This window comes from Rhizobium jaguaris (assembly GCF_003627755.1).
Classification (GTDB): Bacteria; Pseudomonadota; Alphaproteobacteria; order Rhizobiales; family Rhizobiaceae; genus Rhizobium; species Rhizobium jaguaris.
The window spans coordinates 1933945-1948830 of record NZ_CP032695.1; the positions used below are offsets into that span (position 1 = coordinate 1933945).

The 14886-nt window shown below is 60.3% G+C and carries 14 protein-coding genes; 7 read left to right on the forward strand and 7 right to left on the reverse strand.

Annotation, left to right across the window (positions count from 1 at the left end; genetic code table 11):
• Positions 1–56 precede the first annotated feature (56 nt).
• A complete protein-coding gene (locus CCGE525_RS31160; protein WP_120708058.1) occupies positions 57–1145 on the forward strand; it encodes a porin in 1089 nt (362 codons plus the stop codon).
• 85 nt (positions 1146–1230) lie between these two features.
• On the opposite strand, the gene CCGE525_RS31165 is transcribed toward CCGE525_RS31160, so the two are convergent.
• The 6 genes from CCGE525_RS31165 to CCGE525_RS31190 form a co-directional block, all read right to left on the reverse strand.
• Positions 1231–1728, reverse strand: a complete 498-nt coding sequence (locus CCGE525_RS31165; RefSeq protein ID WP_120708059.1) for an RrF2 family transcriptional regulator — start codon at positions 1726–1728, stop codon at positions 1231–1233.
• A gap of 233 nt (positions 1729–1961) precedes the next feature.
• Positions 1962–2558 carry a 2-hydroxychromene-2-carboxylate isomerase gene (locus CCGE525_RS31170; RefSeq protein WP_120708728.1) on the reverse strand — a complete coding sequence of 199 codons (597 nt, stop codon included), beginning with the start codon at positions 2556–2558 and terminating at the stop codon, positions 1962–1964.
• A 165-nt stretch (positions 2559–2723) separates the two neighbouring features.
• On the reverse strand, positions 2724–3581 hold the full coding sequence (nadC, locus tag CCGE525_RS31175) for a carboxylating nicotinate-nucleotide diphosphorylase (RefSeq protein ID WP_205587492.1): 858 nt from the start codon (positions 3579–3581) through the stop codon (positions 2724–2726).
• 1 nt (position 3582) lies between these two features.
• A complete protein-coding gene (locus CCGE525_RS31180; protein WP_120708061.1) occupies positions 3583–5124 on the reverse strand; it encodes an L-aspartate oxidase in 1542 nt (513 codons plus the stop codon).
• Positions 5121–6092 (reverse strand): quinolinate synthase NadA, encoded by a 972-nt coding sequence (gene nadA / locus CCGE525_RS31185; protein ID WP_120708062.1) that lies wholly within the window; start codon positions 6090–6092, stop codon positions 5121–5123. The genes CCGE525_RS31180 and nadA overlap by 4 nt, the downstream gene beginning before the upstream one ends.
• Positions 6093–6161: 69 nt before the next feature.
• Positions 6162–7064 carry an NUDIX hydrolase gene (locus CCGE525_RS31190; RefSeq protein ID WP_120708063.1) on the reverse strand — a complete coding sequence of 301 codons (903 nt, stop codon included), beginning with the start codon at positions 7062–7064 and terminating at the stop codon, positions 6162–6164.
• Positions 7065–7295: 231 nt separating this feature from the next.
• Here CCGE525_RS31190 and CCGE525_RS31195 point away from each other — a divergent pair, with 231 nt between their 5' ends.
• Together CCGE525_RS31195 and CCGE525_RS31200 are read left to right on the forward strand one after the other, a co-directional pair.
• Positions 7296–8657 carry an MFS transporter gene (locus CCGE525_RS31195; protein ID WP_245472216.1) on the forward strand — a complete coding sequence of 454 codons (1362 nt, stop codon included), beginning with the start codon at positions 7296–7298 and terminating at the stop codon, positions 8655–8657.
• Positions 8658–8669: 12 nt separating this feature from the next.
• Positions 8670–9503, forward strand: coding sequence for an SMP-30/gluconolactonase/LRE family protein (locus tag CCGE525_RS31200; protein WP_120708064.1), 834 nt, complete (start codon positions 8670–8672; stop codon positions 9501–9503).
• A gap of 18 nt (positions 9504–9521) precedes the next feature.
• Here the strand turns inward: CCGE525_RS31200 and CCGE525_RS31205 are convergent, their stop codons facing one another.
• Positions 9522–10214: a GntR family transcriptional regulator gene (locus tag CCGE525_RS31205; protein ID WP_120708065.1), complete on the reverse strand. Its 693-nt coding sequence runs from the start codon at positions 10212–10214 to the stop codon at positions 9522–9524.
• Positions 10215–10343: 129 nt separating this feature from the next.
• Here CCGE525_RS31205 and CCGE525_RS31210 point away from each other — a divergent pair, with 129 nt between their 5' ends.
• The 4 genes from CCGE525_RS31210 to araD are packed head-to-tail and all read left to right on the forward strand — an operon-like array spanning position 10344 to position 14874.
• Complete coding sequence (locus tag CCGE525_RS31210; RefSeq protein WP_120708066.1) at positions 10344–11348, forward strand: ABC transporter substrate-binding protein; 1005 nt, start codon at positions 10344–10346, stop codon at positions 11346–11348.
• A gap of 53 nt (positions 11349–11401) precedes the next feature.
• Entirely contained in the window at positions 11402–12217 is an 816-nt protein-coding gene (locus CCGE525_RS31215) for an ABC transporter ATP-binding protein (RefSeq protein WP_120708067.1), read from the forward strand.
• 3 nt (positions 12218–12220) lie between these two features.
• Positions 12221–13084, forward strand: a complete 864-nt coding sequence (locus CCGE525_RS31220) for an ABC transporter permease (protein WP_120708068.1) — start codon at positions 12221–12223, stop codon at positions 13082–13084.
• Positions 13085–13137: 53 nt separating this feature from the next.
• A complete protein-coding gene (gene araD / locus CCGE525_RS31225; RefSeq protein ID WP_120708069.1) occupies positions 13138–14874 on the forward strand; it encodes an L-arabinonate dehydratase in 1737 nt (578 codons plus the stop codon).
• Positions 14875–14886: the final 12 nt, after the last annotated feature.

The window sequence follows — 14886 nt, forward strand, 5'->3', positions numbered from 1 at the left end:
ACGTCGATTTTTCGGCGCGATAACCTGTGCCCAATCGAGAATAGATTGGACTTACTATGAACATTAGAACGCTTCTTCTCAGCTCTGCAGCGGCGCTTGCCGCCGCCTCTGGTGCGCATGCTGCCGACGCCATCGTCGCAGCCGAACCAGAGCCTCTTCAGTACGTTCGCATTTGCGATGCCTATGGCACGGGATATTTCTTTATTCCGGGTACCGAAACCTGCCTGAAGGTCGGCGGCGAAGTTCGCTCCGAAGGTGAATGGTATGACGCTTACAGCCCGACGAACAAAGTCGGCACGCTGTGGCATACCCGCGCCGAACTCAATCTCGATACCGCCACGGATACCGAATACGGCCCGCTGAAGACCAACATGGTTCTGCGCTGGGACTGGCAGGAAGGCGGCTCCACCGCAACGAAGCTGCTGTTTGCCAATATCAGCCTGGGCGGCTTCACGGTCGGCAAGCTCGATTCGCAGTACAACCTCTATGCAGGCTACGCCGGCGACGTGATCAACGACGACGTGATCTGGGACGGCCCCTACGAACTCAATCAGTTGACCTACAACTACGATGCCGGCAACGGCTTCACGGCGGTCATCTCGCTCGAAGATTCCAACTCCGCTTCGGACGCTTCCAGCTATGACGGCGCCTGGGTTACCTCGAAGGCCAACCACTATGCTCCGAACGTCGTTGCCGGTGCTGGCTATAAGTCCGGCATCTGGGGCGTCAAGGTTGTTGGCGGCTATGACTCGATCGTCGAAGAAGGGGCAGTCAAGGCTCGTGTCGACGCTGACTTCGGCGTCTTCTCGGCGTTCTTGATGGGCGGCTGGAACACGGACGGCTCCAAGCTGAACCAGTATGCCGGCTCCAACCTGTCGGAAGATTCTTGCCCTCCGGGCCGCGGCGATCTTTGCGGCTGGGGTGACTGGGCTGCCTGGGGTGGCGTCGCAGTTCCCTTCAACGACAAGCTGAAGTGGAACCTGCAGGTCGCCTATACCGACTCCAAGATCTTTGCCGCGACCACGAACCTGAAGTTCAATCCGGTGAAGAACCTCCTGATCGAGCCTGAAGTGTCCTACACCAACTGGGATTCGATCAGTCAGGATCAGTGGGCCGGCATCCTGCGCTTCCAGCGTAGTTTCTGATCAGATTGACCTCCGATCAGTAAATGGGGATTGGTCCGGTTTCCCTGCCGGACCTTTCCTTGCCGCAATTGAGGAGAATTCGGCTTTACAGCGATTCGAGGCTCTTGGCAGCCGCAGCCTTGGGACAGCCCGCCGGATCGGCCGCTTGCAATTCCTGCTGCTCGATTTCCTTCAATTGACGAAGCGCGTCCGCGATTGTCAAACTATTGAGCGCTCCCATCACGGCGAATTCCGCCCGGCGCGCCACACTTTCGAATAGCACGGCGATATGCGTACTGACAGGACAGCGGCACGGCACATCATCGCGTGCGGCCCACAGGCGCTTGTCGAAAATGACCGCGCTATAGATGTCGTGAAGGGTGATTTCGCTTGCCAAGCGTCCCAGACGGATGCCGCCATTCTTCCCGGCGGACGAAATCAGTATTCCGCTCTGACTGAGCGGCACGAGCAATTTCCGAACAAAACTGGGATTGGAGCCGAGACCGGCGGCCAATTCAAAGCTCGTGCACCGCAGGCCGTCTCGATTGTGAACGGCCGTAGTCAATACCATCTGAAATGCCGTCGGAAACCGAGTGTCTATCATTAAATTTTTATAGCCTAGCCTCGCTCGACAATCTAGCCCGGCAGTTAAACGGCAAAATAACCCGCTGTAAAGTAGAACAGGCAGTCCTGCACAACGACAAAATATAGACTCGGCCAATCAAGATTACCGCATCGCACACAGAATAGGTGCGATGCACACTTAATACTTTCAATCCGCGTATAGCGCCGCAAACTAATTTCAATCTCCGGAGTTATACGCATGGCGACTGCCACTTATGGCTTGACGCCGTTGAGATGACTTTCGAGGAAATGCAGATTGTCCTGGCCCCAATAGAGTTCGCCGTCATAGAGGAACGACGGGAAGCCGAAGACGCCGTTCTTGACGGCAAATTCGCGATCCGCCGTCCACTTGCCCTGCACATCGGCATCGCCCTCCCGCTTCGAAAGCGCGTCGCCATCGAAACCTGCGGCGCTGGCGATCGCCTTGCGCGCCTCGGGATTGCCGATATCCTCGCCGCGGCCCCAGAACGCTTCCTGCAGGATCTTCGTCAGGTCGAGCCACGGCTTGCCGTCGAGATAAGCGGCGATGACCATAAACGCTGCCGGTGCGGGGTCGGCGAGCGGCGGGCGGTTTTCCAGAAGCAACTTCTTGCCGCGAAAGGCGGCCCAACGCTTGAGATCCCGCTGCCAATATTGACGACGGGCCTCAGGCCGGTTGCGCGAGAAGATGCCGCCATTCTCTTCGACGACGGTGGTGAGATAAGGCCGGATTTCCGCACCCGTCTTCTCAACGAGATCGAGAAACGGCTCCAGGCCGATATACGACCAGGGAGAGCCGATGGAAAAAACGTAATCTATAATCTTGGTCACTGTTTGCCGCATCCCATGCATGATGATGAAAACTCGCGGATTTTGATCAGCAAGGCGACGGATGCGCAAGCGCCAACCGGATGCCGCGGCGCAATTTCCATAACGATATCGTTACATCGCGGCGCCGACTCCGATCACGGCTTGAAACGGTCGATCAAGCCCCGCTTATGCTACCGCTTTCCAATCGAGCCCGATATCGAGCGTCGGCGCGCTATGCGTCAGCCAGCCGACGGAGATCAGATCGACGCCGGAGGCGGCAATTGCAGTAGCCGTCGAAGGCGTGACGCGGCCTGACGCCTCGGTGATTGCCCGCCCGGCAACGATGCTCACCGCCTCGCGCAATTGTTCAGGCGTCATGTTGTCGAGCAACACGGCGTCGACGCTCTCTTCTATGGCTTCGTGAAGCTGTTCGAGCGTATCCACCTCGACCTCGATCTTGACCATATGGCCAACGCCGGCCTTGGCGCGCCGGATGGCCTTCGCGACGCCACCGGCGATTGCGACATGATTGTCCTTGATCAGCACCGCGTCGTAGAGCGCAAAACGATGGTTCATACCGCCGCCGGCCCGGACCGCATATTTCTCCAACGCACGCAGCCCCGGCGTCGTCTTGCGGGTGCAGACGATCGATGCCTTCGTGCCGCTGATCGCCTCGGCGATACCGGCCGTCACCGTCGCAATGCCGGAGAGATGGCCGAGGAAATTCAGCGCCGTGCGCTCGGCCGTTAGCAGTCCGCGGGAGGGGCCCTCGATCGTTGCAATGATGTCGCCGGCGCCCACCTTCGCGCTGTCGTGAAGATGGCGGGTCATGGTAATCCTTGGATCGACAAGCTGGAAGGCGAGTTCCGAGGCATCAAGTCCGGCAATCACGCCCGGCTGACGGGCCACCATGGCAACGGCGGAGCGATGATCCTCCGGGATGACGGCGGCGGACGTGATATCGCCGGCAAGACCGAGATCTTCCAGCAAGGCATTGCGTACCAGCGGCTCGACGATGAGGCGCGGAAGGGGAACGAGGGTCATGTCAGGCGCTCCTGGCGAAGGAATAGGGGATGACGGACCGCGCGATATCCAAGGCGTCAGGCCAGCGCATCGTCCGGCGTTGCGTCTGCTGCAGCTTCAGCGGAAAATCCGTTCGGGCATGGGCACCGCGTGACTCCGTCCGCAGGTTGGCGAAAACCGCGATCAGCAGCCCGACGATGGCAGGATCGGTGGCCGGACCTTCGCTTTCGGCCAGCGGCAGAAGCGCAGCAATCGCTCCATGAATGGCGCCGGCATTGCGAAGCACGCCAAGATGACGCGAGACGATCGGCCGAACGAGCGAGGCATCCGGAGTTGGCGGCCGCGCATGGTCCGAAGGCACGTTCGCCAGGCTTGCCGAGACGCCAGCGATGTCCCGCGCCGCGCGCATGCCCATGACAGCCGCCTCCAGCAACGAGTTGCTGGCGAGCCGATTGGCTCCGTGAAGGCCGGTTGACGCCGCCTCCCCCGCTACCCAGAGACCGGAAACGGAGCTGCGGCCGTTCACATCCGTCGCCACGCCGCCCATGTGATAGTGAACGGCGGGACGCACTGGAATCAGTTCGCGCGACGGATCAATGCCGGCCTCGCGGCAAAGCGCATCAATGACGGGAAAGCGGGCGGCAAAGCGGCTGCCGAGTGCCTCGCGGGCATCGAGAAAGACACGGCCGCCGCGCGCGATTTCTGCACTGATCGCCCGCGCGACGACATCGCGCGGGGCCAGTTCCGCGCCGGGAACCAACGCCATGAAGCGCTCGCCTTTTTCATTGACGAGTGCTGCGCCCTCGCCGCGTACGGCTTCGCTGACAAGAGCCAGCGGCCGGCGGCGGGAAGCAAGCGCTGTCGGGTGGAACTGCACGAATTCCATGTCGGCCAGAAGCGCCCCAGCTCTCGCCGCAAGTGCTACTCCCTGGCCGAAATTGCCGATGGGATTGGTCGTCGCATCGAAGAGACCGCCAATACCGCCGGTGGCAAGGAGGACGCGGGACGTAGGCAGAACGGCCATTCCCTTCGGTGTCGCACATAACAGACCGCTGATCCGCTCGCCATCCAGGGGCAGCCGCCGCGCCTCATATCCTTCCAGTACTGTAATGGATGGCGTATTGACGACGGCCTGTACCAGCGCCCGAACGATCGCCGCACCAGAGCCATCGCCTTCAGCATGAACGATGCGGCGACACGAATGGGCGGCTTCGAGGCCGAGCGACAAGGCCCCCGCGCCATTTCTGTCAAAGCGGACGCCCGCCCGCTCCAGAGCGGCAATTGCCGCAGGCGCTTCGGCAATGATGCTGGCAGCCACCGCGGGATCGCAAAGTCCGTCGCCGGCAGCAAGCGTGTCGGCGAGATGCAGCTCTGCGCTGTCATCCGCTCCCATGCTGGCGGCGATGCCGCCTTGTGCCCAGGCGCTCGACGTTTCCGCGCCGAGTGCCGAGCGGGTGACGATGACGGCCGGCTGCGGCGCCAGCGTCAGCGCGGCCATCAGCCCGGCGAGACCGCTGCCAATGATGGCCACGCGGTCTGCAAGATCGTGATGAATCTCGGTCATATCGCCAGCATCCTTTCCACAGCCCGACGCGCGGCAACGGCAATTGCCGGATCGACGATCACTTCGTGCTGGTTTTCCTTTAGCGCTTTGCGGATATTGCCAAGCGTGATGCGCTTCATGTGCGGGCAGAGATTGCAGGGCCGGATGAACTCGACATCCGGATGATGGACGGCAACATTGTCGCTCATCGAACATTCGGTCAGCAGCACGACACGCGCCGGGCTCTTTTTGCCGACATAGTCAGACATAACGGCCGTGGAGCCGGCGAAATCCGCTTCCTTGACGACGTCAGGCGGACACTCCGGATGCGCAAGCACCGTCACGCCGGGGTAGTTCTCGCGAAGCTGGCGCACGTCGTCGGCCGTGAAAAGCTCATGCACCTCGCAGTGTCCATGCCAGGCGATGATTTCGACTTTGGTCTCCCGCGCCACGTTCTGCGCCAGATATTCGTCGGGGATCATCAGGACCTTGGGAACGCCGAGCGATTCCACCACCTGCTTGGCATTGCCCGATGTGCAGCAGATATCGGATGCCGCCTTCACCGCAGCGGACGTGTTGACATAGGTGACAATGGGAACACCGGGATGCGCCTGGCGCAGCAGCGCGATGTCTTCCGGCGTGATCGATTCCGCCAGCGAGCAACCGGCGGCCATATCGGGGATCAGCACGGTCTTTTCCGGATTGAGCAGCTTGGCGGTCTCGGCCATGAAATGCACGCCGGCGAGCACGATGATGTCGGCGTCCACGTCGATCGCTTTGCGGGCAAGCGCCAGGCTGTCGCCAACAATATCGGCGACGCCGTGGAAGATCTCCGGCGTCTGATAGTTATGCGCGAGGATGACGGCGTTGCGGCGTCGTTTCAGCTCGAGAATTGCCTCGACATCATCCTGAAACGTCAGCCATTCGGCTTTGGGGATGACACGGCTGACACGATCATAGAGGGAGGATGCGGATACGGGGTAGTTCATGACCGGCTCCTTATTATACTCAGTTTGAGCATATTATGTGCAAATAGATATCCTCGTTATGAGCATATGTCAATTGCGGGAGAGCGGCAATTTTGTTCCGGCGAGTTCGCGTTCTTCAAGGACGGCGCGGCGGAAGCGGAAAAGCTTGGCCGGGCGGCCGCCTGTCTCGCTTTCGGTTGCGCCGGTTTCCTCCACCAGCTCCTGTTGCTCGACCAACCGGCGGAAATTCTGCTTGTGCAGTGTCAGACCCGCCAAAGCCTCGACGGTGCGTTGCAGTTGAAGGAGAGTGAAACTCTCCGGCATCAATTCGAAAACGACAGGGCGATATTTGATTTTCGCGCGCAGCCGCGCCATGCCGGTCGCAAGAATCCGCCGATGGTCAGCAAACATCGGCCGGCCGGAATTGCTCTTCTGAGCGCAACCCGCCTCCAGGACAAGCCCGGCCTCATAAAGAAGCTCGTAGCGCTGCAGGACCAAGTCTTCGTTCCAGGCGGTATCGTTCAAACCAAAGGCAAAATCGGCGCGGCGCCGACGCTGATCAAGCCTGGCCGGATCGCCGGCGACCCAGATATTCAGCCGGCTGACAATATCCTCCAGTACGGCGGGCCGGCCGTGACGATGGTCTTCCCAGGGGAAATATTCGTACCAACCATGCCATCCTGGCCGGCCGGCGCCAGGGGCTGCCTGCTCGCGCACCAGGCCGAGATAGCTGATCGAGATCGTCCGGCCGCCAAGGATCTCGTTGTTCCGATCACGGTCGGCAAAAGTGTAAAGCTGCTCCAGATAGCCGACGGGATGTGCCGTTAGCTCTTGCACCCATTCGCGAAGACCGCTCTGCAAGGTCCGATGCCCGAGCTCAAACGGTCCCGACGGCAATGCATCGCCTGACCGCACCGTCATAACCCTGGGATCATTGCCGGTAACGGCCGTCAGAACCGCGATCAATTCGGCGTGCGCAAGTCCGATGGTCAAGGAAATTCCCTATCTTGTTCGAGCTTTACTTTTCTCGCACGAAGCGCCGCCTAAGCCAATGCAGCCGTTCGGCGACTCCACGTTTCTCAACATCGCAAACATTTCCAAACTCCTGGCATGCCGGTGCTTGTCTCCACCAAAGGCATTGCAAGCGCGCTATTGATATATTGATGCATTAGTGCTCTAGTGTACCGATGAGGAATGCCTGCATATAGGATCTGGGAGGATATTATGAGCAATATTGGACTGAAGGAGCAGGCAAGCTCCGCCATGATGCGAAGGGTGGCGATCGCCTCCTGCATCGGCACCACCGTCGAGTGGTATGATTTTTTCATCTATGCCACTGCTTCGGCGCTGGTTTTCAACAAGCTGTTTTTTCCGAGTTTCGATCCGCTCGTCGGCTCGCTGGTCGCCCTCGGCACCTATGCCGCCGGATTCTTCGTGCGCCCGATCGGCGGACTGCTGTTCGGCTATCTCGGCGACCGCTATGGCCGCAAGAGCGCACTGGTCACCACGCTTTTGATCGTCGGCGTCGCCACTTTCGTCATCGGTTTGATGCCGACCTATAGCAGCATCGGCATCGCCGCTCCCTTGATCCTGCTGTTCATCCGCATGCTGCACGGTTTCGGTATCGGCGGAGAACAGGGCAACGCGATCCTCATCATGTGCGAGCATGCGCCCGCCAAAAGGCGCGGTTATTTCGGTTCGTGGGTGCAGACGGGTGCGCCGGCCGGCTTCATCCTGCCGCTTGGCATCTTCGCCGTGTTGACGACGACGCTGTCGGATGAGGCTTTCATGAGCTGGGGCTGGCGTATACCCTTCCTGCTCAGCCTCGTGCTGATCGCCGTCGGCATGTATATCCGCCTGCAGCTGACGGAATCGCCGCTGTTCCTGGAAATGCGCAAACGCCGTGCGGAAGACCCGCATCCGCTGGTCGAGATCGTCAGGAAATATCCGCGTTATCTTGCTCTTGGCTGCGGCACCAAATTTGCCGAAAGCGTTGCCTTCACCAGCTTTGCCGTGCTGATCACCGCCTATGCGACGAGCCGCGGCGTGGCGCGGCCGGTGATGACAACGGCATCGCTCGTCGCAATCGTACTGGAACTGATCAGCATGCCGTTTTGGGGCGCCCTTTCCGATCGCATCGGCCGTAAACCCGTCTATATCCTGGGTGCGGCGACAGTCCTTCTGGCAAGCTTTCCCACCTTCGCACTGGTCTATTATCGCGTCGACAATTACATCTGGGTCGGCCTGACGTCGGCGCTGGCGATCGGCCATAGTGCTATGTATGGGCCGCAAGCAGCCTATTTCGCCGAATTCTTCCCGACGCGAGTCCGCGCCAGCGGCGTCTCGTTCATCCAGCAGATCGGCGCGCTGATCGGTTCCGTCGGGACGCTCGCCGCAGGTTGGCTGCTGACGCTTTTGAATGGTGCGCCCTGGGCGCTTGCCGGCTTCATCGCTGTCGGCTGTGCTGTTACCATCGCCTGCACGGTGGCGCTGCCGGAAACGGCACCGCGCCTAGGGCGATGGAAGGATCTGGTCGATAGCTTGACATCCGGCGACGATGTGGACGCCCGCAGACAGCGCGCATAAGCAAGAAACAAGATGATATCAGCATTCGAAATATTCTCCGACCGAAGGGGCCTTCTCGGCGAAAGCCCGGTCTGGTCGGGGGATGGCAAAAGTCTCTGGTGGGTCGACACCGAAGGTTGCCGTCTGCTGCGGACGGACGCGGCATCGGGCAGAACTGAGGTTTGGGATGCACCGGAAGCTGTCGGTTGCATCGCCCTGCGGCCGGATGGGATGCTGCTGGCGGGTCTTGCCAGCGGCATTTTTCTCTTCGATCCGGCAAACGGCCGTTTCGACCTGGCCTGCTCACCGGAGAGCCGCGCGGATGTTCGCTTCAACGACGGCGCCGTCGACACTGCAGGCCGTTTCTGGGCTAGCACCATGCACCTGGATCTCACGGAACCCGCGGGAGCCATATTCTGCATCGAGGCCGGTTTTACCCACCGCCGCCTTTTCGATAACCTGTGGACACCGAACGGGCTCGCGTTCGATCCCGTTCGCCACCGCATGTATTTCTCGGATTCTCATCCCACCGTGCAAACCATCTGGGTCTGTGACTATGATCTCGGCACGGGAGCGCCAAGCAATCGCCGCGTCTTTGCGACGACGCATGATTTCGCAGGCCGGCCCGACGGGGCATTCATCGATGAGGACGGGATCTACTGGATCGCCGGCGTCGGTGGATCGCAACTTCTCCGCTTCGCGCCATCAGGCGAAGCGCTGGAACCGATACCCTTTCCGGTGACGCATCCAACCAAGATCGTTATGGACAGAGCCAATCCCCGCTCCGTTTTCGTGACGACCAGACGCACCGCCCCGGAGGAGGAAGCACACGCCTCCGGGCATGTGCTTCGCGCGACGTTGTCCTGACCGTAACCAATTAGCCGCCTATCGGCTGAGGTAATCCGGATATTTTTCGCAGATGAGATCGATGATCGACAGCGTGCCCGAAAGATGCTTGCGAAGCGCCGCCACAGCCTGCTCAACCTCCCCAGACTGAACAGCGTCGACAATGGCATGGTGATCGGCGATGACCTGCTGCAATTTGCCGGGCATCGGCAGGTTCAGCATGCGAAGCCGGTCGAGATGGACGCTCTGGCGCCGGACGGTTGCCCAGAGGCCCAGTATGCCGGCCCTTTCGAAGAGAACGCGGTGGAAATCCTTGTCGAGACCATCGAAGAGATCGTAGGTTTCAGGCGACATGACATGCTCCTGCCGCACCAGAACATGCCGCAACGCTGCCGCCGTTTCCTCGGACGAATCGGCCGTCAGCCGGCGGATGGCCTCCAGCTCGATCGACAAACGCAGGAAGTGCGCCTCGACGGCGTTGCCGATATCGATCCTGGCGACGACGGTGGCATATTGCGGATAGACCTCGACGAGCCCCTCCTCTTCAAGCCTGATCAGAGCGTCGCGAACTGGCGTCTGGCTGACGTTGAATTCGCTCTGAAGCGAGATGCGCGACAGGACGGTGGTCGGCGGCAAACTCATTGAAAGAATACGCGACCTCAGGATTTCCAGGATCTGCGGCGCGACCTGGCGGGAGCGGTCCAAGGCGAATTCTTTCGGGTTTACTTTCACTGGCTACCTTCCTGGTTGAGAGCGTCAGATCATAAAGCACAATTTAGGGCTTGATGCACTGATACATTAGTGCTTTAGTCAATTTATGCAAACGCGATTTCAAGGGTCTGCGCGATCTGGGAGGACATAATGAGAGGATTTCTTCACGGCCTGACCGCGGCCGCCATGATGCTGGCTGGCGCTTTTTCGGCCGGCGCTGCCGAAAAAACCGATATTTCGATCACGCGGCAGCCAGGCATTCTTTATCTCGTCAGCCATGTCATGGAGACGCAGAAGCTGATCGAGAAACGCGCCGAAGCGGACGGCCTGCCGGGCGTCAAGGTCGAATGGCGCACCTTTAGCGGCGGCGGGGCGCAAACCGATGCGCTTCTTTCCGGCAGCGTCGACATCGTCAATACCGGCACCGGCAATCTGTTGCTGCTCTGGGACCGCACCAGGGGCAAGGTCAAGGGTATCGTCACCAACTCCGCGCAACCGGTCATCATGGTCTCACGCGATCCGCGCATCAAATCTCTAAAAGACATCCAGCCGGGTGACAAGATCGCCGTGCCGACGGTCGGCGTTTCGACGCAGGCGATCCTGCTCCAGATGGCGGCCGCTCAGATGTACGGTGACAATCAGGTCCACAAATTTGATGCCAACACGGTACAGCTTGGCCATCCCGACGCCATGGCAGCGCTTGCAAACCAGAACCATGAAGTGAAGAGCCATTTCTCGGCCCCGCCTTTCCAATATCTGGAACTCAAGCAGCCGGGCGTTCATGAGGTCGTCAATTCGCGCGACATTATCGGCGGTGAGCTGACGCAAGGCACCTTCTTTACGACGACGCAATTCGCCGGCGCCAATCCGACGATCATTAAGGCCGTGCGCGAAGCAACCGCGGACGCTATCGATGTGATCAAAAAGGACCCCAAGAAGGCAGTCGAGGCTTACAAGACGGTCAGCGGCGACAAGACCAGCGTCGACGATCTCTTGGCGATCCTCAATCAGCCGCACATGATGGAATTCCGCATGGATCCGCAGGGAACCATGAAATTTGCGGCGCACCTCTACAAGATCGGGACCTTGAAGACGATGCCCAAGGCCTGGACCGATTACTATCTGCCCGAAGCGGCGGATCTGAACGGCAATTGAAGCCTGTTGGCGGCGCCAATGCCGCCTTCAGCTATCTCTCTTGGAGGAGCCTTATGCTTCAGGCAAAAATTGCAGCCGATGGCCTACCGACTGAAACGGCCGTGGCAAAACCACTCTTGAACGTCGACAAGGTGACGCTTCGCTACAAGACGCCGAACCTTTTGATTACCGCCACCGAAGAGGTCAGCTTTTCGGTCGCCCAGTCCGATCGCTTCGTGCTCCTCGGGCCGTCGGGTTGCGGAAAATCGACATTGCTGAAGGCTATCGGCGGCTATCTGACGCCGACGGCGGGTCGTATCGAAATCAAGGGGCAACCAGTTAAGAAGCCGGGAGCCGACCGCATGATGGTCTTCCAGGAGTTCGACCAGCTCCTGCCGTGGAAAACCGTCCTTGAAAACGTCATGTTTCCGTTGACGACCGCCAGACGCCTGCCTCGTGCAGAAGCCGAAGCCATCGCCCGCGACTATATCGAGAAGGTCAAGCTCACGCGCGCCGTCGATACCTATCCGCACATGCTTTCGGGCGGCATGAAGCAGCGTGTGGCGATCGCCCGCGGCATGGCCATGCAGCCCGATATCCTGCTGATGGACGAGCCCTTTGCGGCACTCGATGCGCTGACCCGCCGGCAAATGCAGGATGAGCTTCTGCAGCTCTGGGAGGATACGCGTTTCACCGTCATCTTCGTCACGCATTCGATCGCCGAGGCGATCAAGATCTCCAACCGCATCCTGCTGCTTTCGCCGCATCCCGGCCGCGTCAAGGCCGAGATCCACAATGTCGAAGCAGTCCGCCACGACACCGCAGCCGCCGCCAAGCTGGAGCAGGAAATCCATCACATGCTGTTTGCCGAAACAGGACATAGGGAATAGGCCATGAGCGCACCGCAGATCATCCTCGCGGCCGAGAGGGCCGAACCCTCAGGCCACATCGCTGCAGTCGAGCAGAAGCTCGGCGCCGTCGAGCTTCTTTGGCAATCGAGCCTCTTCCGCAAATCGCTGCTGATCGTTGTCCTGGCCGTCATCTGGGAGACCTATGCACGGCATCTCGACAATCCGCTGCTTTTCCCGACGCTCAGCGACACGCTTATGGCACTCTACGATCGTTTTTCCGATGGCGTGCTGCCCGAACGCATCTGGACCACGCTGAAGATTTTGGTCACAGGCTATGTCACGGGGACGGTGCTCGCCGCCATCCTGACCGTCGTTGCGATCAACACGCGCATCGGCACCGACTTCCTCGAAACCATGACGGCGATGTTCAATCCGCTGCCGGCGATCTCACTGCTGCCACTCGCCCTCATCTGGTTCGGTCTGGGGCCTGCGAGCCTCGTCTTCGTGCTCGTACATTCCGTTCTGTGGGCTGTTGCTCTCAACACGCATGCGGGCTTTCTCGGCGTTTCGCGCACGCTGCGCACGGTGGGCGCCAACTACGGACTGACCGGACTTTCCTACGTATTTCGCATTCTCATCCCCGCCGCCTTCCCGTCAATCCTGACCGGCCTGAAGATCGGCTGGGCCTTTTCCTGGCGTACATTGATCGCCGCCGAATTGGTCTTTGGCGTTTCCTCCGGCCAAGGCGGGCTTGGATGGTTCATCTTCGAAAACCGCAACCTTCTCGACATACCCTCGGTCTTCGCCGGCCTGCTGACGGTCATCGTCATCGGCCTTATCGTCGAGAACCTGGTTTTCCAGACAATCGAGCGCAGAACCTTGCAGAAATGGGGAATGAAAGAATGATGCGCAGCCGAATTATCTCCTCGACCAATTATTGAATACAGGGCTGGAACATAATGAGTAATAGGAAGAAACCGGCGGAACTGCGCAGTGCCAGATGGTTCGCGCCCGATGACTTGAGAAGTTCCGGACACCGTTCGCGCACCATGCAGATGGGCTACGCACCGGAAGAATGGACGGGCAAGCCAGTCATTGCCATCCTCAACACCTGGTCCGACGCTAATCCCTGCCACGCCCATTTTAAGCACCGAGTCGAAGACGTGAAGCGCGGCATCTTTCAGGCCGGCGGCTTTCCTCTCGAACTGCCGGCGCTGTCCCTGTCGGAAAGCTATGTCAAACCAACCACCATGCTCTATCGCAATATGCTGGCGATGGAGACGGAGGAACTGCTGCGCTCGCACCCGGTCGACGGGGCCGTGCTGATGGGCGGCTGCGACAAGACCACGCCCGGCCTCGTCATGGGAGCGCTCAGCATGGGCTTGCCGATGATCTACCTGCCCGCAGGCCCGATGCTGCGCGGCAATTACCGCGGCGAATATCTGGGCTCCGGGTCGGACTCCTGGAAGTTCTGGGACGAGCGCCGCGCCGGCACGATTTCGGAAAAGGAATGGGTGGAAGTCGAAGCCGGCATTGCGCGCTCCTACGGCCACTGCATGACGATGGGCACGGCGAGCACCATGACTGCGATCGCCGAGGCGTTGGGCCTGACCTTGCCCGGCGCAAGCTCGATCCCGGCAGCCGACTCCAACCACATCCGCATGTCGTCAGCCGTCGGTCGGCGTATCGTCGAGATGGTCTGGGAGGACCTTGTCCCCTCGAAGATCGTCACTGCGGCCGCCATCGGTAACGCCGTTGCCGTGGCGATGGCAACAGGCTGTTCTACCAACGCGGTCGTGCATCTGATCGCAATGGCGCGACGCGCCGGCGTCGACCTTACGCTGGACGATCTTGACAGGGCTGGCCGCACGACACCGGTGCTTGCCAATATTCGGCCGACGGGCAAGGCCTATCTCATGGAGGATTTCTACTATGCCGGCGGCCTGAGCGCACTGATGGCGAAGCTCTCCTCCAAGCTCGATCTCTCCGCGCTGACCGTTTCCGGCGTCACCCTCGGAGAAACGCTGGAGGGCGCCAAGTGCTACAACGACGACGTCATTCGTTCGCTCGACAATCCCGTCTATCATGAGGGGTCGCTTGCGGTTCTGAAGGGCAATCTCGCCCCGACCGGTGCCGTCATCAAGCCGGCCGCCTGCGATCCGCGTTTCTACAAGCATCAGGGACCGGCATTGGTGTTCGACAGCTATCCGGAAATGAAGGCGGCAGTCGATGATGAAAATCTCGACATCACCCCCGACCACGTCATGGTGCTGCGCGGCGCCGGCCCTCAGGGCGGCCCTGGCATGCCGGAATGGGGCATGCTGCCGATGCCGAAGGCATTGCTGAAAAAGGGCCATCGCGACATGCTGCGCCTGTCCGACGCCCGGATGAGCGGGACGAGCTATGGCGCCTGCATCCTGCATGTCTCGCCGGAATCGCATGTCGGTGGCCCGCTGGCGTTGCTGAGGAACGGCGACATCGTTCGCCTCGATCTCGAAGCGCGACGGATCGACATGCTGGTGGACGAAGATGAATTGCAGCGGCGGCGCGATGCCTGGGTCAAGCCCGCGGAAAAATTCGGCCGCGGCTATGGCTGGATGTTCGCTCGTCATGTGGCGCAGGCGGACACCGGCTGCGACTTCGATTTTCTGGAAAACGGTTTCGGCCCGACGCCGGGCGAACCCGACATTTATTGACCACAAGGGACG

Excerpts from the sequence above, each read along its gene's own strand:
- CCGE525_RS31215 (WP_120708067.1), top strand. The coding sequence starts at position 11,402 with ATGCTTCAGGCAAAAATTGCAGCCGATGGCCTACCGACTGAAACGGCC.
- nadA (WP_120708062.1), bottom strand. The coding sequence starts at position 6,092 with ATGAACTACCCCGTATCCGCATCCTCCCTCTATGATCGTGTCAGCCGT.
- CCGE525_RS31180 (WP_120708061.1), bottom strand. The coding sequence starts at position 5,124 with ATGACCGAGATTCATCACGATCTTGCAGACCGCGTGGCCATCATTGGC.
- nadC (WP_205587492.1), bottom strand. The coding sequence starts at position 3,581 with ATGACCCTCGTTCCCCTTCCGCGCCTCATCGTCGAGCCGCTGGTACGC.
- CCGE525_RS31195 (WP_245472216.1), top strand. The coding sequence starts at position 7,296 with ATGAGCAATATTGGACTGAAGGAGCAGGCAAGCTCCGCCATGATGCGA.
- CCGE525_RS31220 (WP_120708068.1), top strand. The coding sequence starts at position 12,221 with ATGAGCGCACCGCAGATCATCCTCGCGGCCGAGAGGGCCGAACCCTCA.
- CCGE525_RS31210 (WP_120708066.1), top strand. The coding sequence starts at position 10,344 with ATGAGAGGATTTCTTCACGGCCTGACCGCGGCCGCCATGATGCTGGCT.
- CCGE525_RS31165 (WP_120708059.1), bottom strand. The coding sequence starts at position 1,728 with ATGATAGACACTCGGTTTCCGACGGCATTTCAGATGGTATTGACTACG.
- araD (WP_120708069.1), top strand. The coding sequence starts at position 13,138 with ATGAGTAATAGGAAGAAACCGGCGGAACTGCGCAGTGCCAGATGGTTC.
- CCGE525_RS31160 (WP_120708058.1), top strand. The coding sequence starts at position 57 with ATGAACATTAGAACGCTTCTTCTCAGCTCTGCAGCGGCGCTTGCCGCC.
- CCGE525_RS31200 (WP_120708064.1), top strand. The coding sequence starts at position 8,670 with ATGATATCAGCATTCGAAATATTCTCCGACCGAAGGGGCCTTCTCGGC.